The 25229-nt window shown below is 67.3% G+C and carries 20 protein-coding genes; 9 read left to right on the top strand and 11 right to left on the bottom strand.

Going from position 1 to position 25229, the window contains the following annotated elements:
- Positions 1 to 29: 29 nt before the first annotated feature.
- Complete coding sequence (locus tag OCUBac02_RS18005; protein WP_173047592.1) at positions 30 to 1805, top strand: SLC13 family permease; 1776 nt, start codon at positions 30 to 32, stop codon at positions 1803 to 1805.
- 51 nt (positions 1806 to 1856) lie between these two features.
- Here OCUBac02_RS18005 and corA read toward each other — a convergent pair whose 3' ends face one another.
- Both corA and OCUBac02_RS17995 read right to left on the bottom strand, forming a co-directional pair.
- Entirely contained in the window at positions 1857 to 2867 is a 1011-nt protein-coding gene (gene corA / locus OCUBac02_RS18000) for a magnesium/cobalt transporter CorA (RefSeq protein WP_244638973.1), read from the bottom strand.
- Between the two features lie 143 nt (positions 2868 to 3010).
- Positions 3011 to 4057 carry a cysteine synthase A gene (locus OCUBac02_RS17995; protein ID WP_173047588.1) on the bottom strand — a complete coding sequence of 349 codons (1047 nt, stop codon included), beginning with the start codon at positions 4055 to 4057 and terminating at the stop codon, positions 3011 to 3013.
- A gap of 141 nt (positions 4058 to 4198) precedes the next feature.
- Between OCUBac02_RS17995 and OCUBac02_RS17990 the strand changes: the two genes are divergently transcribed.
- From OCUBac02_RS17990 to OCUBac02_RS17970, 5 genes are all read left to right on the top strand, one after another.
- Entirely contained in the window at positions 4199 to 5437 is a 1239-nt protein-coding gene (locus OCUBac02_RS17990; RefSeq protein ID WP_173047586.1) for a class I SAM-dependent RNA methyltransferase, read from the top strand.
- A 170-nt stretch (positions 5438 to 5607) separates the two neighbouring features.
- Positions 5608 to 7020 carry an FAD-binding oxidoreductase gene (locus tag OCUBac02_RS17985; protein WP_173047584.1) on the top strand — a complete coding sequence of 471 codons (1413 nt, stop codon included), beginning with the start codon at positions 5608 to 5610 and terminating at the stop codon, positions 7018 to 7020.
- A gap of 270 nt (positions 7021 to 7290) precedes the next feature.
- Complete coding sequence (locus tag OCUBac02_RS17980; RefSeq protein ID WP_197933277.1) at positions 7291 to 8262, top strand: ABC transporter substrate-binding protein; 972 nt, start codon at positions 7291 to 7293, stop codon at positions 8260 to 8262.
- Between the two features lie 96 nt (positions 8263 to 8358).
- Positions 8359 to 9159, top strand: coding sequence for an ABC transporter ATP-binding protein (locus tag OCUBac02_RS17975; protein WP_173047581.1), 801 nt, complete (start codon positions 8359 to 8361; stop codon positions 9157 to 9159).
- Between the two features lie 187 nt (positions 9160 to 9346).
- Positions 9347 to 10123, top strand: a complete 777-nt coding sequence (locus OCUBac02_RS17970) for an ABC transporter permease (RefSeq protein ID WP_173047579.1) — start codon at positions 9347 to 9349, stop codon at positions 10121 to 10123.
- Between the two features lie 135 nt (positions 10124 to 10258).
- Here the strand turns inward: OCUBac02_RS17970 and OCUBac02_RS17965 are convergent, their stop codons facing one another.
- Positions 10259 to 11854: a gamma-glutamyltransferase family protein gene (locus OCUBac02_RS17965; RefSeq protein WP_173047577.1), complete on the bottom strand. Its 1596-nt coding sequence runs from the start codon at positions 11852 to 11854 to the stop codon at positions 10259 to 10261.
- 48 nt (positions 11855 to 11902) lie between these two features.
- Positions 11903 to 12670 (bottom strand): SOS response-associated peptidase, encoded by a 768-nt coding sequence (locus tag OCUBac02_RS17960; RefSeq protein WP_173047575.1) that lies wholly within the window; start codon positions 12668 to 12670, stop codon positions 11903 to 11905.
- A gap of 87 nt (positions 12671 to 12757) precedes the next feature.
- Between OCUBac02_RS17960 and OCUBac02_RS17955 the strand changes: the two genes are divergently transcribed.
- On the top strand, positions 12758 to 13258 hold the full coding sequence (locus OCUBac02_RS17955) for a hypothetical protein (RefSeq protein ID WP_173047573.1): 501 nt from the start codon (positions 12758 to 12760) through the stop codon (positions 13256 to 13258).
- Between the two features lie 169 nt (positions 13259 to 13427).
- Here the strand turns inward: OCUBac02_RS17955 and OCUBac02_RS17950 are convergent, their stop codons facing one another.
- Both OCUBac02_RS17950 and dxs read right to left on the bottom strand, forming a co-directional pair.
- A complete protein-coding gene (locus OCUBac02_RS17950; RefSeq protein WP_173047571.1) occupies positions 13428 to 14150 on the bottom strand; it encodes a TlyA family RNA methyltransferase in 723 nt (240 codons plus the stop codon).
- A gap of 175 nt (positions 14151 to 14325) precedes the next feature.
- Positions 14326 to 16236, bottom strand: a complete 1911-nt coding sequence (gene dxs / locus OCUBac02_RS17945; RefSeq protein ID WP_173047569.1) for a 1-deoxy-D-xylulose-5-phosphate synthase — start codon at positions 16234 to 16236, stop codon at positions 14326 to 14328.
- A 180-nt stretch (positions 16237 to 16416) separates the two neighbouring features.
- On the opposite strand from dxs, the gene OCUBac02_RS17940 reads away from it, so the two are divergent.
- Positions 16417 to 17646: an MFS transporter gene (locus tag OCUBac02_RS17940; RefSeq protein ID WP_173047567.1), complete on the top strand. Its 1230-nt coding sequence runs from the start codon at positions 16417 to 16419 to the stop codon at positions 17644 to 17646.
- Between the two features lie 251 nt (positions 17647 to 17897).
- Here the strand turns inward: OCUBac02_RS17940 and OCUBac02_RS17935 are convergent, their stop codons facing one another.
- The 4 genes from OCUBac02_RS17935 to OCUBac02_RS17920 form a co-directional block, all read right to left on the bottom strand.
- Positions 17898 to 18818, bottom strand: coding sequence for a pirin family protein (locus OCUBac02_RS17935; RefSeq protein WP_173047565.1), 921 nt, complete (start codon positions 18816 to 18818; stop codon positions 17898 to 17900).
- A 159-nt stretch (positions 18819 to 18977) separates the two neighbouring features.
- The gene (locus OCUBac02_RS17930) at positions 18978 to 19235 is read right to left on the bottom strand and encodes an exodeoxyribonuclease VII small subunit (RefSeq protein WP_173047563.1); all 258 of its coding nucleotides are present in this window, start codon (positions 19233 to 19235) and stop codon (positions 18978 to 18980) included.
- Positions 19236 to 19311: 76 nt separating this feature from the next.
- Positions 19312 to 19776 (bottom strand): Lrp/AsnC family transcriptional regulator, encoded by a 465-nt coding sequence (locus tag OCUBac02_RS17925; RefSeq protein ID WP_173049670.1) that lies wholly within the window; start codon positions 19774 to 19776, stop codon positions 19312 to 19314.
- Positions 19777 to 20191: 415 nt separating this feature from the next.
- Positions 20192 to 20704, bottom strand: coding sequence for a tyrosine phosphatase family protein (locus OCUBac02_RS17920; protein WP_173047561.1), 513 nt, complete (start codon positions 20702 to 20704; stop codon positions 20192 to 20194).
- A gap of 105 nt (positions 20705 to 20809) precedes the next feature.
- Here OCUBac02_RS17920 and OCUBac02_RS17915 point away from each other — a divergent pair, with 105 nt between their 5' ends.
- Positions 20810 to 21370, top strand: a complete 561-nt coding sequence (locus tag OCUBac02_RS17915; RefSeq protein WP_173047559.1) for a thioesterase family protein — start codon at positions 20810 to 20812, stop codon at positions 21368 to 21370.
- A gap of 155 nt (positions 21371 to 21525) precedes the next feature.
- Here OCUBac02_RS17915 and OCUBac02_RS17910 read toward each other — a convergent pair whose 3' ends face one another.
- Complete coding sequence (locus tag OCUBac02_RS17910; RefSeq protein WP_173047557.1) at positions 21526 to 25098, bottom strand: PAS domain-containing hybrid sensor histidine kinase/response regulator; 3573 nt, start codon at positions 25096 to 25098, stop codon at positions 21526 to 21528.
- Positions 25099 to 25229 lie beyond the last annotated feature (131 nt).

Genomic DNA, 25229 nt, shown 5'->3' with positions numbered 1-25229 from the left:
AAAGCCGTGCGCGATACGATGAAGGCCGGATGACCCAGCCGCAGATTCTCTCCGTCCTTCTCGTCGCCGGCATGATGGCCGCCTTCCTGTGGGGCCGGCTGCGTTACGACATCGTCGCGATGCTGGCGCTGATGCTCGCCGTCCTGCTCGGGCTGGTGCCGGCGACCGAGGCCTTCAAGGGCTTCTCCGACGATATCGTCATCATCGTCGGCAGCGCCTTGGTGCTGAGCGCCGCCGTGGCACGCTCGCGCATCATCGAACGGCTGTTCTCGAAGCTGGGTTCGGGCCTGACCTCGACGCAGTTGCAACTGCCGCTGCTCGTCTTCGTCGTCGCCGTGATGTCGGCGATCATCAAGAACATCGGCGCGCTCGCGATGATGCTGCCGATCGCCTATCAGCTCGCCCGCAAGAGCGGGAAATCGCCCTCCGTCTTCCTGATGCCGATGGCCTTTGCTTCGCTGCTCGGCGGTATCGTCACGCTGGTCGGCACCTCGCCGAACGTCATCGTCGCCCGCGTCCGGCAGGAGCTCGGCGGGGAGCCCTTCCGCATGTTCGATTTCGCGCCGGTCGGCATCGTCGTGGCCGTGGCCGGCTGCCTCTTCCTCAGCGTCGGCTATCGCCTCCTGCCGCGCGATCGCCGCGGCGCGGTCTCGCTCGATCAGGCGATCGACATCAAGGACTACCTGACCGAGGCCACGCTGCGCGAGAAGTCGCCGCTTGCGGGCAAGACGGTCGCCGACCTGAAGGCGATCGGCGGCGACGCCATCGAGATCGTCTCGATCCTGCGTAACGAGCGCCGCGTCCAGGCACCGCTGCCCGATGCCTCGCTCAAGGCCGGCGACATCCTGCTTCTGCGCGGCGACGCCGCCGTTCTGGAACGGGTCGTCGCGGAAGGTGGGCTCGATCTCACCGGCAAGGACCGTCCGACCCAGAAGGAGGATACGCTCGATCCCGATCGCATCGCCGAGGCGATCATCGGCCCGGATTCGACACTGATCGGGCAGTCCGCCGGCGATATCGCCCTGCACAGCCGCTTCGGCGTCAACATGATCGCGATCAGCCGTTCGGGTGAGCGCTTCACGCAGCGGCTCCGCGACATCCGCCTGCGGGCCGGTGACATCGTCGTCATCCAGGGCGAAGAGAAGCAGCTTCCGGAAAGACTGTCCGAACTCAACCTGCTGCCCTTGGCCGATCGCTTCGTGAGGCTCGGCTCCACCCGCCGCGTCGTGCTCACCGTGACGATCACGCTGGCGACCATCGTCGCGCTCGCTGCGGGGCTCGCTCCCGTTCCGCTCGTCTTCTTCGCCGCGGCCGTGCTGCTGATCGCCTTTCGCTGCGTGCCCCTGCGCGAGGCCTACAACAATATCGATGCGCCGATCCTGCTCATGCTGGCGGCGCTGATCCCGGTGTCCGATTCGCTGCGGACGACCGGCACGACCGAACTCTTCGCCTCATGGCTTGCCATGGTCGGCGGCAGCTTGCCGGGCTGGGCCTCCGTGGCGCTCATTCTCGTCGCGGCCATGGCGGTGACGCCCTTCCTCAACAATGCCGCGACCGTGCTCGTCATGGCGCCGATCGGCGCGGGCTTTGCGAAGAACCTCGGCTACAATCCCGATGCCTTCCTGATGGCGGTGGCGATCGGCGCGGCCTGCGACTTCCTCACCCCGATCGGCCACCAGTGCAACACGCTGGTGATGGGGCCGGGCGGCTATCGCTTCAGCGACTATGCGCGGCTCGGCGCGCCGCTTTCCCTGCTGGTCATCCTGCTCGCGGTGCCGATGATCCTGCTGGTCTGGCCGCTCTGAGAGCCTCAAACAAAGCCCATCGAGAGACCCCACCGGGTTTTGCGAGAGGCTCTAAAGCCAGCCGTTCCGTTTGAAGCGCCAGTAGAGGACGGCGCAGGATGTCACGATCACGCCGATCACGGCGTAATAGCCGTAGGGCATCTCCAGTTCCGGCATGTTCTTGAAGTTCATGCCGTAGATGCCCGCGAGCGCGGTCGGGACGGCCAGGATGGCGGCCCAGGACGCCAGGCGCTTGGTGATCAGGCTTTCCTGGCTCTGTCCGACGAGCAGGCTCGCCTCGAAGGCGAAGGCCAGCACCTCGCGCAGGCTGTCGATCTTCTCCTGCACGGTGCGGACATGGTCGGTCACGTCGCGGAACATCGGCGCCAGCGTCGGCCGGACCTGCGGCACGGTGCCGTTCATCAGGCGCTGGCAGACATCGACCAGGGGCGCGACCGCGTTGCGCAGGCGCAGCAGGTCGCGCCGGAGCATGTAGAGCCGCTCGATATCGGAGCGCGCCATCGGCTTGGCCAGGATCTTGTCCTCGATCTCCTCGACCTCGTCATGGATCGCTTCCAAGACTGGCATGTAGTTGTCGACGATGAAATCGAGGATCGCGTAGAGGATGAAATCCTCGCCCTTCGCCAGCGAGGTCGGGCAGGTCTCCCAGTGCTGCCGCACCGATTTGTACGAGGTCGAAGCACCGTGCCGGACGCTGACGATATAGCCGCGCCCGACGAAGATATGCGTCTCGCCGAAGGCGATGCGCCCGTCGATCAACTGGGCGGTGCGGGCGACGACGAAGAGCGCGTCGCCATATTGCTCGAGCTTCGGCCGCTGATGCGCGTTGGTGGCGTCCTCGACCGCGAGCGGATGCAGGTTGAACTGCTGCTGCACGCAGCGCAGCAGCGAAGGCTCCGGCTCGCAAAGCCCGATCCAGACGACATGGTCGTCCTTGCGCGCCCATTCGCCGGCTTCGGTGACCGGGATGTCGGCGACGCGCACGCCATGGACATAGACGCCGGACGCGACGACGCCATCCTGCTGCAGGTGGTCCGGTTCGGGCGGCAGGGCGGCGTACACCGTTTCCCGAGTGACGGAGGGGCTGAGTCGGACTTCCGAGACTGACATGCGATCACCTCGCCGATCGCTGGATCATCGGAGTGCAGGCTAGAACCGTTCGATCTCCGAGGAAATCACTTTTCCGGCAAGGCGCGGCGGCGGCCTCAGGCCATCACCCTGCCGACGACCTGTTTCAGCGCCGAGCCGTCGCGCTCCAGCCAGCCGGGAACCGGCAGGTTCTTCGCGCGCAGGAAGTCCGGGTTGAACAGCTTAGACTGGTAGCGCGTGCCGTAGTCGCAGAGCACCGTCACGATGGTGTGGCCCGGCCCCATCTGCTGCGCCAGCCGGATCGCGCCGGCGACATTGATGCCGGACGAGCCGCCGAGGCACAGGCCCTCCTGCTCCAGCAGGTCGAACACGATCTGCACCGCTTCCGCATCCGGGATCTGGAAGGCGATATCGACCGGTGCATCGACCAGATTGGCGGTGATCCGGCCCTGGCCGATGCCCTCGGTGATCGAGGAGCCCTCGGATCTGAGCACGCCGTTCGTGTAGTAGGAATAGAGCGCCGCGCCCATCGGGTCGGCGAGGCCGATCGTCACCTGGGGATTGCGCGCCTTCAGCGCCATGCCGACACCGGCCAGCGTTCCCCCTGAGCCGACCGCGCAGATGAAGCCGTCGACCTGGCCCGCGGTCTGTTCCCAGATTTCCGGGCCAGTCGTGTCGATATGGCCCTGCCGGTTCGCGACATTGTCGAACTGGTTGGCCCAGATCGCGCCGTTGGGCTCCGTCCTCGCCAGTTCCTCGGCGAGGCGGCCGGAGACCTTCACGTAGTTGTTCGGATTGGCATAGGGCGCGGCCGGCACCTCGACCAGCGTCGCGCCGGCCAGTCGCAGCATGTCCTTCTTTTCCTGGCTCTGCGTCTCCGGGATGACGATCACCGAGCGATAGCCCAGCGCATTGCCGACGAGCGCGATGCCGATGCCGGTATTGCCCGCCGTTCCCTCGACGATGACGCCGCCCGGCTTCAACTGCCCCTTCGCCTCGGCATCGCGGATGATGGCGAGCGCGGCGCGGTCCTTCACCGACTGGCCGGGATTCATGAACTCGGCCTTGCCGAGGATGGCGCAGCCGGTCTCGGCAGAGGCGCGTTCGAGCTTGATGAGCGGGGTATTGCCGATCGCTTCGATGACGCTGTTGCGGATAGTCATGGCCGGATTTCCCAATGTCTCTCCGACCTGATAGGCGAAAGCCTCTCAGCGGTCATCAGTAAGCGGGCTCTGCGCCCCGAGTTCGGAACAATGCCAGTCGCCAAACAGCAAGCCGGAGACGATTCTTCTCCGAGGCTCGCCATGAACGAAATCCTGACTGTCGATCGCCTCGGCCAGAAGGGCGACGGCATCGTGCAGGCCGCCTCCGGCAGCGTCTTCATTCCCTATACTCTGCCGGGCGAGACCGTGCGCGCCGTGGTCGATGGCGAGCGCGGCCAGCTCGTCGAGATCATCGCGCCTTCCGAGTCGCGCATCGCCGCGATCTGCCCGCTCTTCACCCGTTGCGGCGGCTGTGCCGCCCAGCACATGGCGCCCGGCCTCTATCGCGATTGGAAGCGACAGCAGGTCGTGACCGCGCTGAGCCGCGCCGGCATCGAGGCGCCGGTCGCCGATCTCGTCGATGCTCATGGCGCGGGCCGTCGCCGCGTCACCTTCCATGCCCGCCGTCAGGGCGAGGCGATGGTCGTCGGTTTCATGGCGGCGCGCAGCCATGACCTGATTTCGGTCGAGGCCTGCCCGGTGCTGGCGCCGGGGCTCGATCGCGCGCCCGCCGTCGCCCTGATGCTGGCGAACCGCATGGGCGGCGCCAACAAGCCGCTCGATATCCAGGTCACCGCCTCGGAAGCCGGGCTCGATGTCGATATCCGCGGCCATGGCCCGCTCGGCGACAAGCTGCGGCTCGCTCTGACGCAGCTCGCCGAACGGCTCGATCTCGCCCGGCTTTCGAACCATGGCGAGATCGTCGTCGAGCGCCGTCCGCCCTTGCAGCGCATGGGCAAGGCGCTGGTCGCGCCGGCCGCGGGCGGCTTCCTGCAGGCGACGGCCGCGGGCGAGGAGGTACTGGCCGGGCTCGTCACGGCGGCTCTGCCCAAGGGCAAGCGCGCGGCCGATCTCTTCGCCGGCTGCGGCCCGTTCAGCTTCCGGCTGGCCGAGCACATGCAGGTGCTGGCCATCGAGAGCGATAAGGCGGCGATGCTGGCGCTCGCCAAGGGCGCCGGTGCGACGCAGGGCCTGAAGCCGATCGCGACCGAGACGCGCGACCTGTTCCGCCGCCCGCTGCTGGAGCACGAGCTCAACGGCTTCGACGTGATCGTGCTCGATCCGCCCCGCGCCGGCGCGGAGGCGCAGGTCAGGCGGCTGGCGGCCTCGAAGGTCAGGGACGTGATCTACGTCTCCTGCGATGCGGCGAGCTTCGCCCGCGACGCTGCGACCCTCGTTGCGGGTGGCTATGCGCTGGAGGCCGTGACGCCGGTCGACCAGTTCCGCTATTCCGCTCATGTCGAGCTCGTCGGCGTGTTCCGGCGGGGCAGGAAGGGATAACCGGCTCGAACCATAGGCCTCATCCTGAGGAGCCGCGTCAGGGGCGTCTCGAAGGATGTTCCAGGAGGCTCCGGAACCATCTGGAGCATCCTTCGAGACGCAGGCCTCCGGCCTGCTCCTCAGGATGAGGGCTGAGGGTTCGAAACCGTTTTTGAGGGCAGGGCTTCAGGATGAGCGCAATTCTCGATCGCATGGCCGGAATCGTAGGCAGCAAGAACATCATCACCGATGCCGACGCGATGGTGCCCTATCTCAAGGAATGGCGCGATCTCTTCCGCGGCAAGGCGCGAGGCATCGCCCGCCCCGGCTCGACCGCCGAGGTCGCGGAGCTGGTTAAGCTCGCGGCCGAGACCGGCACGGTGCTGGTGCCGCAGGGCGGCAATACCGGCCTCGTCGGCGGCCAGATCCCGATTTCCGAGGGCAGGGAAATTATCCTCTCGCTGCAGCGCCTCGACAAGGTCCGCGCCGTCGATACCGATGGCGACACGATGATCGTCGAGGCCGGCGTCACGCTGAAGCGCGCGCAGGATGCGGCGGAGGCCGCCGGTCGGCTCTTCCCGCTCTCGCTGGCCTCGGAAGGGTCCTGCACCATTGGCGGCAACCTCTCGACCAATGCCGGCGGCACCGCCGTTCTGGCCTATGGCAATGCTAGGGAGCTCTGCATGGGGCTGGAGGTCGTGCTGCCGGACGGCCGCATCTGGAACGGCCTGCGCCAGCTCCGCAAGGACAATACCGGCTACGACCTGAAGAACCTCTTCATCGGCGCCGAAGGCACGCTCGGCATCATCACCGCCGCCGTGCTCAAGCTCTTCCCCGCGCCGGCGGCGCGTGCGACCGCCTTCCTCGCCGTGCCCGATCCGGCAGCGGCGCTCGAGTTGCTGAACGCCGCCAAGGCCGGCGCCGGCGGCATGCTCACCACCTTCGAACTGATGCCGCGCATCGGCATGGATTTCGTCCTGCGCCATGCTTCCGGCACGCGCGATCCGCTTTCCGAGCTCTCGCCCTGGTATGTGCTGATGGAAATCTCGGCCCAGCAGGCCTCGGGGCTCGACGAGCATGTCGAGGCCTTCCTCGGCGAGGCCCTGGAGAAGGGCATCGTCACCGATGCGGCCTTGGCCGGCTCGCTGACACAGCGCGCCGATTTCTGGAAGCTGCGCGAGATGCTCTCGGAGGTGCAGACCTATGAGGGCGGCTCGATCAAGCACGATGTCTCCGTGCCGATACATGCGACACCGGAGTTCCTGGCGCGGGCCATCGCGACGGTGGAGGCGATGGTGCCGGGCTGCCGGCCCGTGCCCTTCGGCCATCTCGGCGACGGCAACATCCATTTCAACGTCAGCCAGCCGCTCGGCGCCGACAAGGCCGGCTTCCTCGCGCGCTGGAGCGAGATGAACGAGGCGGTCCACGCCATCGTCGCCGAACTGCACGGCTCGATCTCGGCCGAGCACGGCATCGGCCGCCTGAAGCGCGACCTGCTGCCGGGTGTGAAGGATCCGGTCGAGCTCGACCTGATGCGGACGCTGAAGAAGACGCTCGATCCGAAGGGAATCCTCAATCCTGGCGCCGTGCTCGCCTCGGATTGAGTCACCGGCCGGGAGCCTGATCCTCCGAGCGGCAGCCTGCACCGCGCAAGGCGTTCGCCGGAGGTCGCTGCTCAAAGATATGGCAGGATGACGCGCTCGCTCGATTGACCGCTTTTCACGGCGTCTCTAGCCTTTGCCTCATAACGAGAACATGAGGGATTGGCTGCTATGATCGGCATGAGGCGGATGCTGTCAGGTCGTGCGTGCAAGCGTGACAAGGGGCCGACGCGACGCGCGCTCGCGGCGCTGGCCTTGGCCGGAGCCGTGGCGATGACGGGGGCGCTGCCAGCCGCTGCCCAGACGCCGCTCAAGTTCACGCTGGATTGGGTATTCCAGGGTCCGACCTCGCCGTTCCTCGTCGCGCTCGACAAGGGCTATTACAAGGCCGAGGGGCTGGACGTGACCATGGACCCCGGCCAGGGCTCGGCCGGCGCGGTGCAGCGCGTCGCCACCGGCGCCTACGATATCGGCTTCGCCGACGTGAACTCGCTGATCGAGTACAACGCCAAAAATGCCGGCAAGGAAATCCTCTGCGTCTTCATGGCCTATGACTTCCCGCCGTTCGGTGTCCACGCGCTGAAGAAGAGCGGCATCGCCAAGCCGACGGACCTCGCCGGCAAGAAGCTCGGCGCGCCGGTCTTCGACGCTTCTTTCCGGCTGTTCCCGGCCTTCGCCAAGAAGAACGGCATCGACGCGGCCTCAGTCCAGCATGTCAACCTGACCCCGCAACTGCGCGAGCAATCGCTGGTGCAGGGCACGGTCGATTTCATCTCCGGCCATTATTTCTCGTCGATCCTCGACCTGAAGGCGCGCGGCGTGAAGCCGGAGGACGTCGTCTCCTTCAACTACTCCGATTACAAGATGGATGTTTACGGCAACGGCATCATCGTCTCGCCGGCGCTGGCCGCCAAGCCGGAGGTCGTGACGGGGTTCCTGCGTGCCACCGCCAAGGCCTGGAAGGAGGTCGCGGCGAACCCCGCGATCGGCATCGCCGCCGCCAAGAAGCGCGATCCGCTGATCGACGAGAAGCTGGAGACCGAGCGTCTCGACATGTCGTTGAGGATGAACGTGCTCACGCCCTTCGTGAAGGCGAACGGCATGGGCGATGTCGATCCGGCACGCTTCGCCCGCTCGGTGAAGGACGTCGCCGAAGCCTTCGGCCTGCCCGCGGCGCCCGCGCCGGACAAGGTCTTCACGGCAAAGTTCCTGCCGCCGAAGGCGGAGCGGATGGTCGGGCCCTGATCCTTCGCCGTCATGGCCGGGCTTGACCCGGCCATCTCTTCGAGAATGCCCCTTCGTCCCGAGATTCTCGGGTCAAGCCCGAGAATGACGCCCTTCATGTCAGAGATCGCCAGCGATCCCCTCGTCGAAATGCGGCAGGTCGCCCTCGCCTATGGCAGCGGCCCGAACCGCATGCTGGCGCTGGAGGATGCGACCCTCTCCATCGCCAAGGGCGAGTTCATCGCCGTTGTCGGTCCGTCCGGCTGCGGCAAGTCGACCCTGATGAAGCTGGTCACAGGGCTTTTGCCGCCCACCAAAGGCGAGGTCCACGTCCACGGACAGGTGGTGAAAGGCCCGATCCGCGGCGTCGGCATGGCCTTCCAGGCGCCGACCCTGATGCCCTGGCGCAGCACGCTCGACAACATCCTGCTGCCGCTGGAGGTGGTCGAACCGCACAAGCGCCGCTTCCGCGCCAACAAGGCCGAGTATGTCGCGCGCGGCGAGGCGCTCCTGGCTTCGGTCGGGCTCGGCGGCTTCGGCGAGAAATATCCCTGGCAGCTCTCCGGCGGCATGCAGCAGCGCTCGAGCCTGTGCCGCGCGCTCGTCCACGAGCCCGATATCCTGATGCTCGACGAGCCTTTCGGCGCGCTCGATGCCTTCACGCGCGAGGAACTCTGGGGCGTGATGCAGAAGCTCTGGATGGAGCGTCGCTTCACGGCGGTGCTGGTCACACACGACCTGCGCGAGGCGGTCTATCTCGCCGACACGGTCTATGTGATGAGCCGGCGTCCCGGAAAGATCGTCAAGATCCGCAAGATCGAACTGCCGCGCCCGCGCACGCTGGAGACGACCTTCACGGTCGAGTTCGTCGAAATCGTCCATGAGCTGCGCGAGCGCATCCATCTGGAGCATGCGTGACCATGGCCCGCTGTCACGGATCTTCGCCGTCATTCCGGGGCGCCGCGTCAGCGGCGAGCCCGGAATCCATGAACACGCGGCCGTCGGGTGAAGCGCGGTCACGAGTCGCGCCTGCTCCGGCCACCACGGTGTTAATGGGTTCCGGGCTCATGCCTGTGGCATGCCCCGGAATGACGGAGCGGCTGCGATGAGCGAGACCCAGAAGCGCATCCTGCTCGTCGCCATGCCCTGGCTCGCTGCCGCGGCCCTGCTGCTGCTCTGGGAGATCGCCTGCATCGTCTTCGACGTGCCGGAGATCCTGGCGCCGCGCCCGAGTCGCATCATCGAGACGATGATCCTGCGTTGGGACATCCTGCTGCGTTTCTGCCTGGAGACGCTCTGGACCACGCTGATCGGCTTCGGGCTCGCCATCGGCTTCGGGCTGCTGCTCGGCCTGGCCATCGGTGCCTCGCCCTTCGTCTATTCCGGTCTTTATCCGCTGCTGATCGCCTTCAACGCGATTCCGAAGGTCGCGATCGTGCCGATCCTGATGATCTGGGTCGGCGTCGGCGCATTGCCGGCCGTGATCACCGCCTTCGTCATCTCGTTCTTCCCGATCGTCGTGAATGTCGCGACGGGCCTCGCCACGATCGAGCCTGAGATGCGCGACGTGATGCGCTCGCTCGGCGCCAGCCAGTGGGAAATCCTGACCAAGGTCGGCGTGCACCGCGCGATGCCCTATCTCTTTGCCAGCCTGAAGGTCGCCGTGACGCTCGCCTTCGTCGGCTCCGTGCTGTCGGAGACGGTCGGCGGCAATCGCGGCATCGGCTTCCTGATGCTTTCTGCCGGCGCACGCAACGACGCGCCGACCACCTTCGCCGGGCTGTTCTCGATCGCCATCATGGGCATGGCGCTCTACGCTCTCTGCGCCGCGGTCGAGCGGCGGATGACCCGCTGGGCCTTCCGCGGCGAGATCGTTTCCTAACCCTCCAGCCCTCATCCTGAGGAGCCGCGAAGCGGGGTCTCGAAGGATGCTCCAGATGGTTCAGGAGCCTGCTGGAACATCCTTCGAGACGCGCTTCTGCGAAGCGCTCCTCAGGATGAGGGCTGCAGAAAGGCGCTACGGCGTCGCGACGTAGCCGTCGCGGCGCGGGTCGGCCGCGCCGATGAATACGCCGGTCGCCGGATCGACCGCGACGGCCTGCATGCCGCCGCAACGCATCGTCCAGCCGACATCGAAGGCGCGCGCCTCATGCCCGCGCTTGGCCAGTTCGGCGATCGTCTCGGGCGCGATGCGGTTCTCGATTTCCACGAGCCGGCCGTCCCAGAGCCGGGCACGGGGCGCCTCGATCGCTTCCTGAAGCGGCAGGCCGTAGACGAGATGCTGGACCATCGCCTGCGCCTGCGTCTGCATGATGCCGTAGCTGCCGGGCGTGCCGAGCGCGAGCACCGGCTTGCCGTCCCGGGTCGAAAGCGAGGGCGACATGCACATCGGCAGCTCGTCGCCGGGCTTCGAGCGGTTCGGGCTGCCGGGCTGCACATCGGCCCAGTACAGGAAATTGTTGAAGCACAAGCCCGTGCCCGGCACGACCACGCCGCTGCCGAAGGGGCTGCCGAGGCTCTGCGTTATGCAGATCAGGTTGCCCTCGCTGTCCGCCACCGAGAGCGAGGTCGTGTGCGCCGGGTCTTCCTGGTCCTGCGACACCCACTGCTCGGTCGGCCCGGTCACCGGCTTGCCGTCGGTGAGGCGCTGGCGCAGTCTTGCGACCGAGGCCTCTGACATGATCTCGGCCAGCTTCTCCGGCGAGGGGTTGTTATGGGCGATGCGCTCGCCGGCGGCGAGGCGGATCGCGCGATAGACGAGGTCGAGATGATCCGGTCCGTCCTTCGGCTTTGACGCAAGGTCGATCCCGTCCAACAGGCGCAAGGTCAGCAGGAACTGGAAGCCTTCGCAGGGCGGCGGCGGCACATGCACCGACAATCCCTTGAAGCTCGCAGCCATCGGCTCGCGCCAGACCGTCTTCACCGCCGCAAGGTCGGCCATGGTCAGCGAGCCGCCGAGCGCCTGCAGATGGGCGATGACCTTTTCGCCGAGCGCGCCGCGATAGAAATGGTCCGGCCCCTTCTCGGCGATCTCGCTCAGCGTCTTCGCAAGGTCCGACTGGACGAGCACGGAGCCGAGATGCATCGGCCCGTTGGGCTGGTAGTTCTTCGACCAGGCCGGATAGAGCGCGGGAATCTTCTCCAGCAGCGGGTCGTTCTCCTCGAACTCCGCCGCGCCGAACTCGGCCAGCGCGAAACCGTCCCGCGCCAGCGCGATCGCCGGCGCGAAGACTTCGGCCAGCGACTTGCGGCCATAGGTCTTCACCAGTTCGCACCAGCCGGCGAGATTGCCGGGCGAAGCGACGGCGAGCGCGCCGCGCTCCAGATCTGTACGTTTGCTGAAGCGGTCGACCGGGAAGCTCGCCGGGATCGGCGGCACGAAATCGAGCACGCGCACGCGCTTCTCGGCCGCGACCCACATCGTCGAGAGGCCCATGCCGGCGAGCCCCGACATGAAGGGCTCGACCACGTTGAGTGCCGCGGCGGTGGCGGCGGCGGCGTCGAAGGCGTTTCCGCCCTGCGCCAGCAGTCTTGCGCCGGCCTGTGCCGCCAGGGGATGGGCTGCGGCGACTATGCCGTGGCGGGAGGTCATCGTGGGGCGGCGGCCGTGCATCTTCGCGTCTCCTCGTCTTCTGGCAACGATCAGAGCACGAATCCGGCGTCAGAACAGGCTGCCTTGCCCGTCATCAGCGGGAGGCCGGGTCGCTTTGCGCGCATGGCGCTTCGGTTCCTCGGGCGCATCCTCTCGCGGAAGTTCGGCCAGCGGCAATTGAATCTCCGGCGCATCGTTGGCGACCTTGTTGACCGCGTTGCCGATGGCGACGGCCTCCAGCAGATCGTCCGGCGGCGGCTTGAGCAGGCGCCCGGTCTGCTCCGGCGTGGCCTGCGGGTCGAGCCAGGTCTGGTGGTCGCGGGGATCGAGGATGACCGGGCTGCGATGGTGGATCGGCGCCATCGTGCCGTTGGCCGGTCCCGTCATCATCGCGACCGTGTCGATCTCCGATCCATCAGGTGAGTGCCAGGTCTCCCACAGCCCGGCGAAGGCGAAGAGGCCGCGATCTGGCTTGCGGAACAGGAAGGCCTCGTTCCGGGCCTGCTTGCCGGTGCCGCTGCGCCGCCACTCGTAGAAGCCGTCGACCGGCAGCAGGCAGCGCCGCCGCGTCAACGCGTTGCGGAAGGAGGGCTTTTCGGCCGCGCTCTCGATCCGGATATTGATGACGAGCGGGAAGTCCCTGGGGTCTTTCACCCAGCCGGGAATGAAACCCCAGCGCATCAGCAGGAACTGCCGCGCGCCGTCATGCGGTCTGACGACCGGAACCGGCTGCGTCGGCGCGATATTGTAGCGCGGCGGGAAATTCGGCTGCTCGCGATAGCCGAAGGTCTCGCGCATCGCCTCGGGTGGCAAAGTGATCGCATAGCGTCCGCACATGCCCGCTGTTTACGTCGAGACGAGCGTTCGGAAGCAACACTTTATTTGCGGTTGCACCAACATAGTCGCCCCGATTTGGGGTAGCGGATGAGCGTCATCGCGACGGACATGCTGGCTGGAACGGCGGCCGAACGGCTCGACGCCGGTTTCCATCCGCGTCTGTCGACCGATTTCCTCAACCGTTACAGCGAAGCGCTGATGCTGATCGAGATGGTCGCGATGGATGAAAGCATCCTCGCCGATCTCCAGGCCTGGCAGGCTGTAGGCTATCGCGAGCATTTCGCCGCCTCCGCCCTGCGCTGTGCCGCTTCGGCGCTCGCCGCCTATGATGACCTGAACCCGAACCGGGCCCGGGCCTTCGACGAGGCCTGCCATGCGATGACGCGGCTGGTGCGCACGGTGACGGCGCTGCTCGCGGAAACGCCGCCGTCGCCCGAACTGCCGGAGATCATCGAGGTCGCTAGCGAGGCCCTGCGCCGGCAGATCGCCCGCGCAACGCAGTTCATCAACGCGAACGGCACGATCGACATTACCGCGTTCGAAGATACCGCCCTGCAGGCGCAGATCGACGCCTTGCTCGCGCGGTGATTGTTCTCCTTGGTTCAGCATTCCGGCTTCTCACGAAACCGCGCCGTCATCCCGGACAAGCGGCGCAGCCGCGCCGATCCGGGATCCATCGTAGAACTCCGGCGCCCTCCGATGGATCCCGGGTCAAGCCCGGGATGACGCGGTGTTTCCGTGGACAATTTTTGGCGCGCTAACGCCGCGCTCCCACGAGAAACTCGCGATTGCCGTCGCCGCCCTCGATCGGCGAGGGGATCGGTGCTTCGACCGCAAAGCTCAGTTCCCGCAGCACCGCGACGATCTCGTCGCAAACCTGAAGCTGGATCGCCTCGTCGCGCACGATGCCCTTCTTGAGCGCGGCGCGGCCGGCTTCGAATTGCGGCTTGATCAGCGCGGCGATACCGGCTTTCGGTGCGAGCAGCGCGGAGACCGCCGGCAGCACCAGCTTGAGCGAGATGAAGCTGACATCGATCGCCGCCAGGCTCGGCCGCTCGGGCAGGGCCTCGACATCGAGCGTACGGATATCCTGTCCCTCGAAGCTGGTGACGCGCGGATCGGCCCGAAGCGAGTGATGGAGCTGGTCGCGCCCGACATCGACGGCGACGACATGGCGCGCGCCGCGTTGCAGCAGGAGATCGGTGAAGCCGCCTGTCGAGGATCCGACATCAAGGCAGGTGAGTTCGTGTGGGTCGAAGCCGAAGGCATCGAGCGCGCCGGCGAGCTTCAGACCGCCGCGCGAGACGTAAGGATGCGGCGCTTGCGCGGTCAATTCCGCACCATCGGCCACCATCTCGGAAGCCTTGCGTACCGGCGTGCCATTGACGGTGACGAGCCCGGCCGCGATCGCCGCCTGCGCACGCGCCCGGCTCTCGAAGAAGCCGCGCTCGACGAGCAACTGGTCGGCTCTCAGCTTCATGTCCTGCGGTCGATCCGAGGGAGTGGCCGATCTCCAAAGCCCTCATCCTGAGGAGCCGCGCCAGCGGCGTCTCGAAGGACGGTCCAGATGGTTCGGGAGCCTCCTGAAGTATCCTTCGAGACGCGCCTGACGGCGCTCCTCAGGATGAGGGCTGAGGGAAGGGCCACTGGCGTCGTCAGGCCAGCTTTACGGCGCTCGGCCGGCCCAGCGCGGCCTCGACGGCCTTGACGATGCCGGCGGCGTCGAGCCCGGCCGCGGCATACATCGCGTCCGGCTTGTCATGGTCCTGGAACACGTCCGGCAGCGTCAAGCTCCGGACCTTCAGGCCGGCATCGAGCGCGCCGTTCTGCGCCAGCAGATGCAGGACATGGCTGCCGAAGCCGCCGACCGAGCCTTCCTCGACCGTGACGAGAACCTCGTGCTCGCGGGCAAGCTTCAGGATCAGCGCCTCGTCGAGCGGCTTGGCGAAGCGGGCATCGGCGACCGTCGTCGACAGGCCGCGCTGGGCTAACAGCTCGGCGGCCTTGAGGCATTCTGCGAGGCGCGTCCCGAGCGAGAGCAGCGCGATCCGGGTGCCCTCGCGGACAATGCGGCCCTTGCCGATCTCCAGGGGCATGCCGACATCGGGGATCTCGACGCCGACGCCTTCGCCGCGCGGATAGCGGAAGGCGATCGGCCCCTCGTCATAGGCCGCGGCGGTCGCGACCATATGGGTGAGTTCGGCCTCGTCTGCCGCCGCCATCACCACAATGTCCGGCAGGCAGGCGAGATAGGCGACGTCGAAGGAGCCGGCATGGGTCGCGCCATCGGCGCCGACGAGCCCGGCACGGTCGAGCGCGAAGCGGACGGGCAGCCTCTGGATCGCCACGTCGTGCACGATCTGGTCATAGGCGCGCTGCATGAAGGTCGAGTAGATCGCCACGAAGGGCTTGTAGCCCTCGGTCGCGAGCCCGGCCGCGAAGGTCACGGCATGCTGCTCGGCGATGCCGACATCGAAGGTGCGGCCCGGGAATTCCTTGCCGAAGGCGTCCAGCCCTGTGCCGGACGGCATCGCGGCGGTGACGGCGACGACCTTCTCGTCCTCGCGCGCCTGCTTGATCAGCGCCTGGGCGAAGACATTGGTGTAGCTCGGCGCGTTCGCCGGCGCCTTGGCCTGCTGGCCGGTGACGGGGTCGAACTTGACCACGCCGTGGTATTTGTCGGCGCTGGCCTCGGCCGGGGCATAGCCCTTGCCCTTCTGCGTTACGACATGGACCAGGATCGGCCCGTTCCCGGCATCGCGGACGTTGCGCAGCACCGGCAGCAGATGGTCGAGATTGTGCCCGTCGATCGGCCCGACATAGTAGAAGCCGAGCTCCTCGAACATCGTTCCGCCCGTCCAGAAGCCGCGGGCATATTCCTCGGTGCGTTTGGCCTTGTCGTGGAAGAAGCGCGGCAGCTTCTCCGCGAGCTGCTTGGCGACCTCGCGGATCGAGCGATAGGTCCGGCCGGAGACGAGCCGCGCGAGATAGGCCGACATCGCGCCGACGGGCGGGGCGATCGACATGTCGTTGTCGTTGAGGATGACGATGAGGCGCGAGCCGAGCGCGCCGGCATTGTTCATCGCCTCATAGGCCATGCCGGCCGACATCGCGCCGTCGCCGATCACGGCGATGACGTTGTTCTCCTCGCCCTTGAGATCGCGCCCGACGGCCATGCCGAGCCCGGCCGAGATCGAGGTCGAGGAATGCGCCGCGCCGAACGGGTCGTAATCGCTCTCGGCGCGCTTGGTGAAGCCGGAGAGGCCGCCCGGCTGGCGCAGCGTGCGGATGCGCTCGCGCCGCCCGGTCAGGATCTTGTGCGGATAGGCCTGGTGGCCGACATCCCAGATCAGCCGGTCGCGCGGCGTGTCGAAGACATGGTGCAGCGCGACGGTGAGCTCGACCACACCGAGCCCAGCGCCGAGATGCCCGCCCGTGACGGAGACGGCGTCGATCGTCTCCAGCCTGAGCTCGTCCGCCACCTGCCGGAGCTGGGCATCGTCGAGCGCCCGCAGGTCGGCGGGATCATGGATCGTGTCGAGGAGCGGCGTGGCGGGACGGGGCACGAGGCTGTCTGATCCTTCGCTGGGATGCCCTCGGAATAGAGCCTGCGCGCCGCGCATGCAAACCGCAGTTGCGTTTTCGACCAAGTCGACGGTGCAGCGTCGCCTTGCCACGAAACGGGTGGTTCCCACGCCGGCAACGGATTTCAGTGCGCCCACGATCGCTTCCGGGGAAATCAGACCATGCAACCGACCGATGTCACGCCCTTGCCTACGGCATTCCGCCGCATCGGCTGGTCCAATCTCTTCGCCCAGTTCTCCGAGCAGATCGCGCTTGCCGCCGCGCCTCTGGCGGCCGTGCTGCTACTGGCGGCCGGGCCGGCGGAGACCGGCTGGTTGCAGACCGCGCAGACCTTGCCCTTCCTCCTCTTGTCGATTCCCGCCGGCCTGATGGTCGACCGGGCCTCGCGGCGCCGGCTGATGGTCGGTACCGAGGTTCTGCGCGCGGTGTCTCTGCTGGCGATCCCGTTTCTGCTTGCAGCAGGAAGCCTGAACTTGCCCTGGCTCGCGCTGCTCGGCGCGCTCGGGGCCATCGGCACCGTCTGCTACAGTGTCGCGGCGCCGGCTTTCGTTCCCTCGGTCGTACCGCGCGAGCGGCTCGCCGATGCCAATCGCTGGCTGGAGCTGGCGCGCAGTACCGCCTATGCCGGCGGCCCGGCATTGGGCGGGGCGCTCGTTGGCTGGATCGGTGTCTCCACCGCCTATGGCCTGGCGGCAGGGCTCTCGATCCTCGCGGCGATGCTGCTGGCCGGTTTGCCGAGGGACGAGGCGCCGTCCGGCCCGCGCCGCGACCTGCTGCATGATCTGAACGAAGGCGCCCGCTTCGTCGCCGGCCACGACCTGCTCCGGCCGATCCTGATGACGGCGGTGTTCTTCAACGTCTCCTGGTTCGTCTTCCAGGCAATCTATGTCGCTTACGCCGTGCAGAATCTGGGGCTGAGCGCCACGCAGGTCGGCATCTCGCTCGGCATCTACGGCGCGGGCATGATCGTCGGCGCCATCCTCGCGCCGGCCATCGCCAGGCAGGTCACCTTCGGGACGCTGATCCTGCTCGGGCCTTTCGCCGGGCTCTGCGCAGCCGGCGTGATGTTCGCGACGCTCTGGCTGCCCTCGGTCTATCTGGTCGCCGCGAGCTTCTTCCTGTTCGGCGTCGGGCCGATCATCTGGACGATCTCGACCATGACATTGCGCCAGGCCGTGACGCCGAACGCGATGCTTGGCCGTGTCTCCGCTCTGATCATGACGGCGACCTTCGGCGCCCGGCCGATCGGCGCTGCGATCGGCGCCTCCGTCGCGGCAAACCTCGGCATCGCCGCTTGCCTGGGTCTCGCGGCCACAGGCTTCCTGATCCAATTGCTGGTGATCGGCTTCTCGCGGGTGCCGCGCCTGCGGGATATCTCCGAGGCCGCCTGAGCCTCTGTCGTCATTCAGGGGCGCCGCGCAGCGGCGAGCCCGGAATCCATGAACACGACGCTGCTCCAGCTCGTCCTTGTGGCGAGCATCCACGTCTTGGACGCCGCATCGCATGAAGGAAGACGTGGATGGTCGGGACAAGCCCGACCATGACGGCACATGTCGTGTTCATGGGTTCCGGGCTCGATCCTTCGGATCGCCCCGGAATGACGGTGGAACCCGAGCGTGGACAACGCCTCAAAGACGCGGGCTCAGCCTTCCGGGAGCGGGATGAACTCGCTCTCGTCGCCGGGCACGGTGTCGAAGCGGCCGGTCTTCCACTCGTGCTTGGCCTGCTCGATCCGCTCCTTCGAGGACGAGACGAAGTTCCACCAGATGTTGCGCGGGCCATCCATCGGCTCGCCGCCGACGATCATCACGCGGCTCTGGTCGATGGCGAGGATCGAGATGCGGTCGCCCGGCTTGAACACGAGGAGCTGGCCGGCGCCGAACTCGTCTCCGGCGATGTCGACCTTGCCCGAGACGATATAGATCGCGCGCTCGTCATAATCGGGGTCGAGCGGCAGGATCGCGCCGGGCGAGAGCACGGCCTCGGCATAGAGCGCGTCCCACGGGAACTTCACCGGCGAGGTCTGGCCATAGGCCGAGCCCATGATCAGGCTGATGCGCTTGCCGCCCTCGACGATGCGGGGCAGGTCGTCGGCGCCGTGATGCTTGAACTCGGGCGCGACCTCCTCATGCGTCTTGGGCAGGGCGAGCCAGGCCTGGATGCCGTAGAGCTTCGGGCCGGTCGCGCGGGCTTCCATGCCGGTGCGCTCGGAATGGACGATGCCGCGCCCGGCCGTCATCAGGTTTACCGCGCCGGGCTTAATCGCGAGCGCCGTGCCGAGCGAGTCGCGATGCATGATCTCGCCGTCGAAAAGATAGGTCACCGTCGAGAGCCCGATATGCGGATGCGGGCGCACGTCGAGTCCCTCGCCGAGATGGAACTCGGCCGGGCCCATCTGGTCGAAGAAGATGAAGGGGCCGACCATGCGCTGGCCGATCGCCGGCAGCGCCCGGCGGACCTGGAAGCCGCCGAGATCGTGGGAGCGGGGCACGATCACCTTCTCGATCGCCTCGCAGGAGCGGGCATCGCCCAGGATCGGATCGTCGGCGGGGAGCTGCGACATGGTTGCCTCCTTGGTTGAGGCCGAATCTCGCTCCGGCGAGGCCAGCAGGCAAGCGCCCGGCCGCAACCGGCCGCTGGCGGAAATGCAATGCCGCGACACCCGAGGTGCCGCGGCATTGCGTGATGATCTCGCCTTCGAGCGTCTTGGCGCTCTGCCGACTCAGTTGTCGACGTCGAGCGGGGCGGCGCCAGTCGGCTTGCCGTCGGCGCCGAGGGTGATGCGCTCGATCCGGGCTTCCGCCTGCTTCAGCAGGGCGTCGCAGCGCGCCTTCAGCGCTTCGCCCCGCGTATAGATCGCGATCGATTCCTCGAGCGGGACGTCGCCGCGCTCCAGCCGCGCGACGATGGCTTCGAGCTCCTTCATCGCCGCCTCGAAGGGCAGGGCGGCGACATCGGCGTTGGTCTTGTCTTCGCTCACGGCCTGATTCCTCTTTGCGAGTGAGCTTATCGGCCGGAGCGCGCCCGGCCGCAACCCGCTTCGCGGCGATCCTGACTTAGACCGGCAGGGCTGAGGTCTTCTTGATCGTGCGCAAGGTCAGCGTCGACTGCACGCGGGTGACGCCCGGCAATTGCGTGATGATATCGGTATGGATGCGCTCGAAATCGGCGCTGTCGCGATAGATCACCCGCATCAGGTAGTCATGCGCACCGGCCAGAAGATGGCATTCGAGGATCTCCGGCAGGCTCTGCACCGCCTGCTCGAAGCTTTCCAGCGAAGCGCGACCCTGCTGATCCAGGGTGACGAAGACGAAGGCCGTGCCCGGGAAGCCCGCGATCTTGTCGTCGAGCATCATCGCATAGCCGCGGATCAGGCCGCTTTCCTCGAGCTGGCGCACGCGGCGCAGGCAGGCCGAGGGCGACAGATGCACCTTCTCGGCGAGGTCGGAATTGGTGATGCGTCCATCCTGCTGGAGAATCCGCAGGATGGAGCGGTCGCGCGAGTCGAGCTCGATCGTCATGGTCACGGTGCAGAGCCTCTAACGAAATCCTGAGGGGTCTCGACGCCGGCAATTCGTCCGTTCCGCCAGGAGCGGGGTGAAGCCGATACCGTTGGTATCGGCAAGTGCCGCGACGCCGCGGACGGTCGAATTCCCGGCGCCGGAGGTGGGCTTTGGAGGGCCGCCTGCGACGTCGGAACGACTTGCCGATATCTGGGGATATCGGCTGCGCGCTCCTCCTGGCATGCGGCTCCTCCAAAGCCCATCGAGATCCCTCCGGATTTTGTTAGAGGCTCTTAGGCCTCCCGCGCGATGCATCGTCGCAAATTTCGTCCGATGCAAGCAATCTTCTGCAGCGATACGAGGCGAGCGCGGTAGCAATCAAAGCTCTGGCGGGAAATGCATGCAGGAAACTGCGTGACAGGAAACGCTATTTTTAGGCGAGCGGCATGGCGAAAGGGGTGCCTTCGAAGGCGTCGGCGCCGCGCCCGATTCGCTCGATCGCGCGGATCATTCGGCCGCGCCGTCCAAGCGCCGCATCGGCCAGCGCGACCAGCCGGGCATTCGGCGTCGCGGAAGGGGCGGCGCTGCGCAGCGCGTCGGCAACCTCGTCCTCGTCCCGCTCGGGGCCCAGGGCGCAGGCGGCGATATAGGCGGCGGCCGTCGAGCGGCTGATCCCGGCCCAGCAATGGATCACCATCGGCTCCGCGCGGTCCCAGTCGCGCAGGAAGGAGAGGAGCCGCGCCATATGCTCCTGCCCTGCGAGGACATGGCCGTCCAAAGCCTGGCTGATGTCGGACATCCCGAGGAAGAGATGCCGCTCGGGTGCGATGGCCGCGGGCCGCGCGACGCTCGTGCCGACATTGATCAGCGTCACGAGAGATCGGGCGCGGACAGCCGCGACGGTTTCGTCGAGCCGCGACAGCGGGGAAACGTGAAGGGTGGGCAAGGATAGGCTCCGCGACGGTGGGCAGACGATAGCATGATCGACAGTGCCGGCATCTCCATGACATGGACGCGCGTTCCTGATCGATCCAGCGCCGAAAAGCTCCCCATGAATCTCTGGTTCCGCCTGATCTGGCTTCTGCTGACGACGCGCTTCCGGCCGGGGCTTACCCTGCCGGCGGATGCGTCCGTCCTGCCCTTCCGGGTCTGGTTCCACGATCTCGACACCAGCCTGCACATGAACAACGGCCGCTACTGGTCGCTGATGGATCTCGGCCGGCTCGACCTGATGCTGCGCAGCGGCCTGTGGCGGGCCGTGCTGCGTCATCGCTGGCTGCCCGTGGTCAATGCCGGCACCATCCGCTTCCGCCGCGAGATGCGCCTGTTCCGCCCGTTCCGGGTCGAGACGACGATCCTGTGCTGGAGCGAGGGCTGGCTGGTGATGCAGCACCGCATGCTGATGCAGGGCCGGGGCGGAACCGAGATCGTCGCGGCGGTCGCGCTGGTCCGGGCCGCCCTCTATGACAGGAAGGCGCGGGCCTATGTCCCGGTCGCGCGGCTGCTCGGCGAGATCGGCGTCACCGCTGAAAGCCCGGAGCCGAGCCCGGAGGTCGCGGCCTTCCTCGCTTCCGAGGAGGCGATGCGCAGCGCTGCTTCGAGCGAGCGCTAGGTCGTTCTCCAGAACCGCAGCCCTCATCCTGAGGTGCGCCGCAGGCGCGTCTCGAAGGATGTTCCAGAGGGTTCAGGAGCCTCCTGGAGCATCCTTCGAGACGCAAGCTTTGCTTGCTCCTCAGGATGAAGGCTCACTTGCGTTGGGCATCGAATTTACTCCGCCGCCAGCCGCGTCGCCCGCCATTGCGCCAGGAGCGCGCGCAAGGCGGCGGGCTTCAGGGGCTTGTTGAGCAGGTGGACATCGAGCGCGTTCGCCGCCTCGCGCACATGCGGTGTCCGGTCGGCTGTGAGCAGGATTGCCGGCATCGGCGTGCGGGCCCGCGCCCGCAGTGCGCTGATCGCGGTCAGGCCGTTGCCGTGGTCGAGATGGTAGTCGGCGATCACGACATCAGCCTCGCCCTTGGAGCCGACATGGGGCAGCGCCTCCTCAAGGCCGGCGGCGATCGTGACCTGGCAGCCCCAGCCTTCGAGCAGGCGTTTCATGCCGTCGAGGATTGCGGGCTCGTTGTCGACGACGAGCAGCCGCATTCCCGCGAGCTGGCCGGCAGGCGCATGGCGCGGTGCGGCCGAGGTCGTCATGGCCGGCAGCGGGGCGGCTCGCGGAACCAGGACCGAAAAGCGGGTGCCGCGTCCCGCCACCGAATCGAGGGTCAGCCCATGGTCGAGGGCCCGCGCGATGCGCTGCACGATCGAGAGCCCGAGCCCCAGGCCCCGCGCCACCTTCGCGCCCTGGTCGAGCCGCTGGAACTCCCGGAACACGGTCTTCTGTTTGCTCTGGGGGATGCCGAGCCCGGTATCGATCACCTCGAGCGCGACCTGGCTGCCCCGACGCCGGCAGCCGATCAGCACCTTGCCGCTCGGCGTGTACTTGATCGCGTTGGAGATCAGGTTCTGCAGCAGGCGGCGCAGCAGGCGCCGGTCCGAGCGCAAAGTCAGGCTGGACGGCATGAACACGAGCTTCAGGCCCTTCTCCTGCGCGCTCGGCTCGAATTCGCGCTGGAGCTGGCGCATCAGTTCGTCCAGCCGGAAGGAGGAGAGTTCGGGCTTCAGCGCCCCGCCATCGAGCCGCGATATCTCCAGCAGCGCGGTCAGGATTTCTTCCACCGCATCGAGCGAGGCGTCGATATTCTCCGCAAGCTCGGGCTGGCCGCCGCTGCGATCGCGCTCGACCAGCGAGGTCGCATAGAGCCGCGCGGCGTTGAGCGGCTGCAGGATGTCGTGGCTGGCGGCGGCGAGGAAGCGCGTCTTCGAGGCATTGGCGGCTTCGGCTTCGGCCTTCGCACGCTGCAATTCGGCATTGACGTGGAGCAGTTCCTCGGTGCGCTCGGCGACGCGGCGTTCCAGGCCCTCGTTGACGCGTTCGAGTTCCTCCTCGCCGGCGACGGTCTCGGTGATGTCGGTATAGGTCGTGACGAAGCCGCCGTCGGGCAGGGCGTTGGTGCGGACCTCGATGACCTTCTTCGACGGGTAGAGCTTGAGGCGCACCGGCTCGCGGTCGTTGATGAAGCTTTCGAGCCGCGCCGCCATCAGTTCGTCGCGTGCGCCTGTGCCGTAGGCGCCGCGCGCCGCGTTGAAGCGCACGATCTCGTCGAGCCCCGTGCCGAACCTGACCAGCGAGGCCGGCAGGTCGTAGAGCTGGATGAAAGCCTGGTTCCAGGCGAGCAGCTTGAGGTCGCGGTCGAGCACGGTGATGCCCTGACCGGCATGGTCGAGCCCATGCTGGAGGATGTCGCGGTTGTACTGGAGCGCGGCCGAGGCATCGTCGAGCAGCTTGAAGGCGGCCTCGGTCGAGAGGTTGCGCCGCTTCAGCAGGAGCGACAGCACGAGGCGTGAGGACGCCGCGCCGATGGCCGAGGAGAGCAGGTGCTCGCCGAAGCGCAGCAGGTGGATATCCGCCTGGCGCCCGCTTTCGGAGGCCTCGCCCCGGCCGCTGTTGAAGCTCTCGAAGGCGCGCTGGGTACGCTCGGCCCCGAGATAGCGCGCGATCGTCGACTGCAGCTCGCCCTCGGTGATGGTGGTGCGCCAGAGCGAGAAGGATTGGGCCATCGTCGTCGGCTGCGATTCGACGAAGGCATTGGCCTGCAGCCGCTCCATCGCATTGGCCGGCCGCAGCAGCGAGAAGCCGATATAGGCGAGGATGTTGAGCCCCAGGCTCCAGAACACCCCATGCGGCAGTGCCGGCCAGTCGAGCCCGAACAGGGCCTCCGGCTTGAAGATGCCGGCGCCGAAGGGGCCGTGGGCCACGATCGCGCTCCACCAGCCGCCGGACAAGGCCAGGCTCGGCATCAGCAGCGTATAGGCCCAGACCAGCGTCCCGACGGTCAGCCCGGCCACCGCGCCGAGAGCGGTGCCGCGCCGCCAGAACAGGCCGCCGAAGAAGGCCGGCGCGATCTGCGCCGTGGCCGCGAAGGAGAGCAGGCCGATCGAGACCAGGGCCGCTTCGCCCGAGGCGCGATAATAGACATAGCCGAGCAGGATCACGACGAAGATGCTCAACCGTCGGATGACCACGACCTGCGAGCCGAGATCGCCGCCGAGATTGCTGTTGCCGTCGTCGCGCCGGCCGAACAGCCTGACCGCTCGCCCGGGATCGCTCAGGCCCCGCCGGCCGCGCAGCATGAGCGGCATGACGAGATGGTTGGAGATCATGATCGCCAGCGCGACCGAGGCGACGATCACCATCGCCGTCGCGGCCGAGAGCCCGCCGACGAAGACGAAGAGGGCGATCACCCCCGCCTCGCGCTGCAGGGGCAGCAGCAGCACGGTCATGTCGCGGTCGATGCCGCTGCCGGGGATCACGATCTCTCCGGCGGCTGCCAGAGGCAGCACGAACAGGTTGATCAGCACGAGATAGAGCGGGAACATCCAGGCCGCGCGGCGAACGTCCCGCGCGTCGCGGTTCTCGACGATCGTCATGTGGAATTGCCGTGCCAGCAGCAGCGCGGCGCAGCTCGACAGCAGCGTCAGCGTCAGGAAGTTCGGCCAGCTCGACGTTCGCTCCCAGATCGGCGGCGCGCCGCCGGCGGGTTTCGCTGCCTGGGCGAGCAGATCGCCGGCGCCGCCGAACAGCCCGTAGACGATGAAGAAGCCGAGCACGAGGAAGGCGACGAGCTTGATCAGCGATTCGACCGCGATCGCCAGGACGAGCCCGTCCTGGTGCTCGGTGGCATCGATATGGCGGGTGCCGAAGGCGCAGGCGAAGCCGGCGAGCACGATCGCGACCAGGAAAGGCAGGTCGCTCAGCACCGGAACGTCCGGCGTCGGGGCATGGCCGCCGGTCGCCGCGAGGAAGACGGAGAGCGAGTTCGCGACCGCCTTCAACTGCAACGAGATGTAAGGCAGGGCGCCGATCACGGCGACGATGCAGACCAGCGCGGCGACGCGCTCGCTCTTGCCGTAGCGGGCGCCGACGAAATCGGCGATCGAGGTGATGTTCTGCGACTTGGCGATGCCGACGATGCGGGCGACGAAGCGATGGCCGAGCCCGATCACGAGGATCGGCCCGACATAGATGCCGAGGAAATCGAATCCGGCGCGATTGGCGAAGCCGACAGAGCCGTAGAAGGTCCAGGACGTGCAGTAGACGCCGAGCGCCAGCGCATAGACCGTCGTCCGCGCCCGGCCGGTCATCAGCTTGCGCCCGGAGGTGTCGGCCATATGCGCGACGGCGAAGAGCCCGCACAGATAGGCGAGCGCGACCAGCACCACGGACCAGGCCGGGATCATGTCGCCCTCGTGGAGGCCGTATGCGAAGGGGGCCGGGGTGCAGGCGCCATGGAACTCGGTTTCCGGATTCTCCGCAGAGTATCGAAGCGCCTGCCGGCTCGCCATAGGCCATTGGCGCAAGGCTTCGAGCC

Source organism: Bosea sp. ANAM02 (genome assembly GCF_011764485.1).
Lineage (GTDB): Bacteria > Pseudomonadota > Alphaproteobacteria > Rhizobiales > Beijerinckiaceae > Allobosea.
This window is presented reverse-complemented; position numbering and strand designations above follow the sequence as displayed.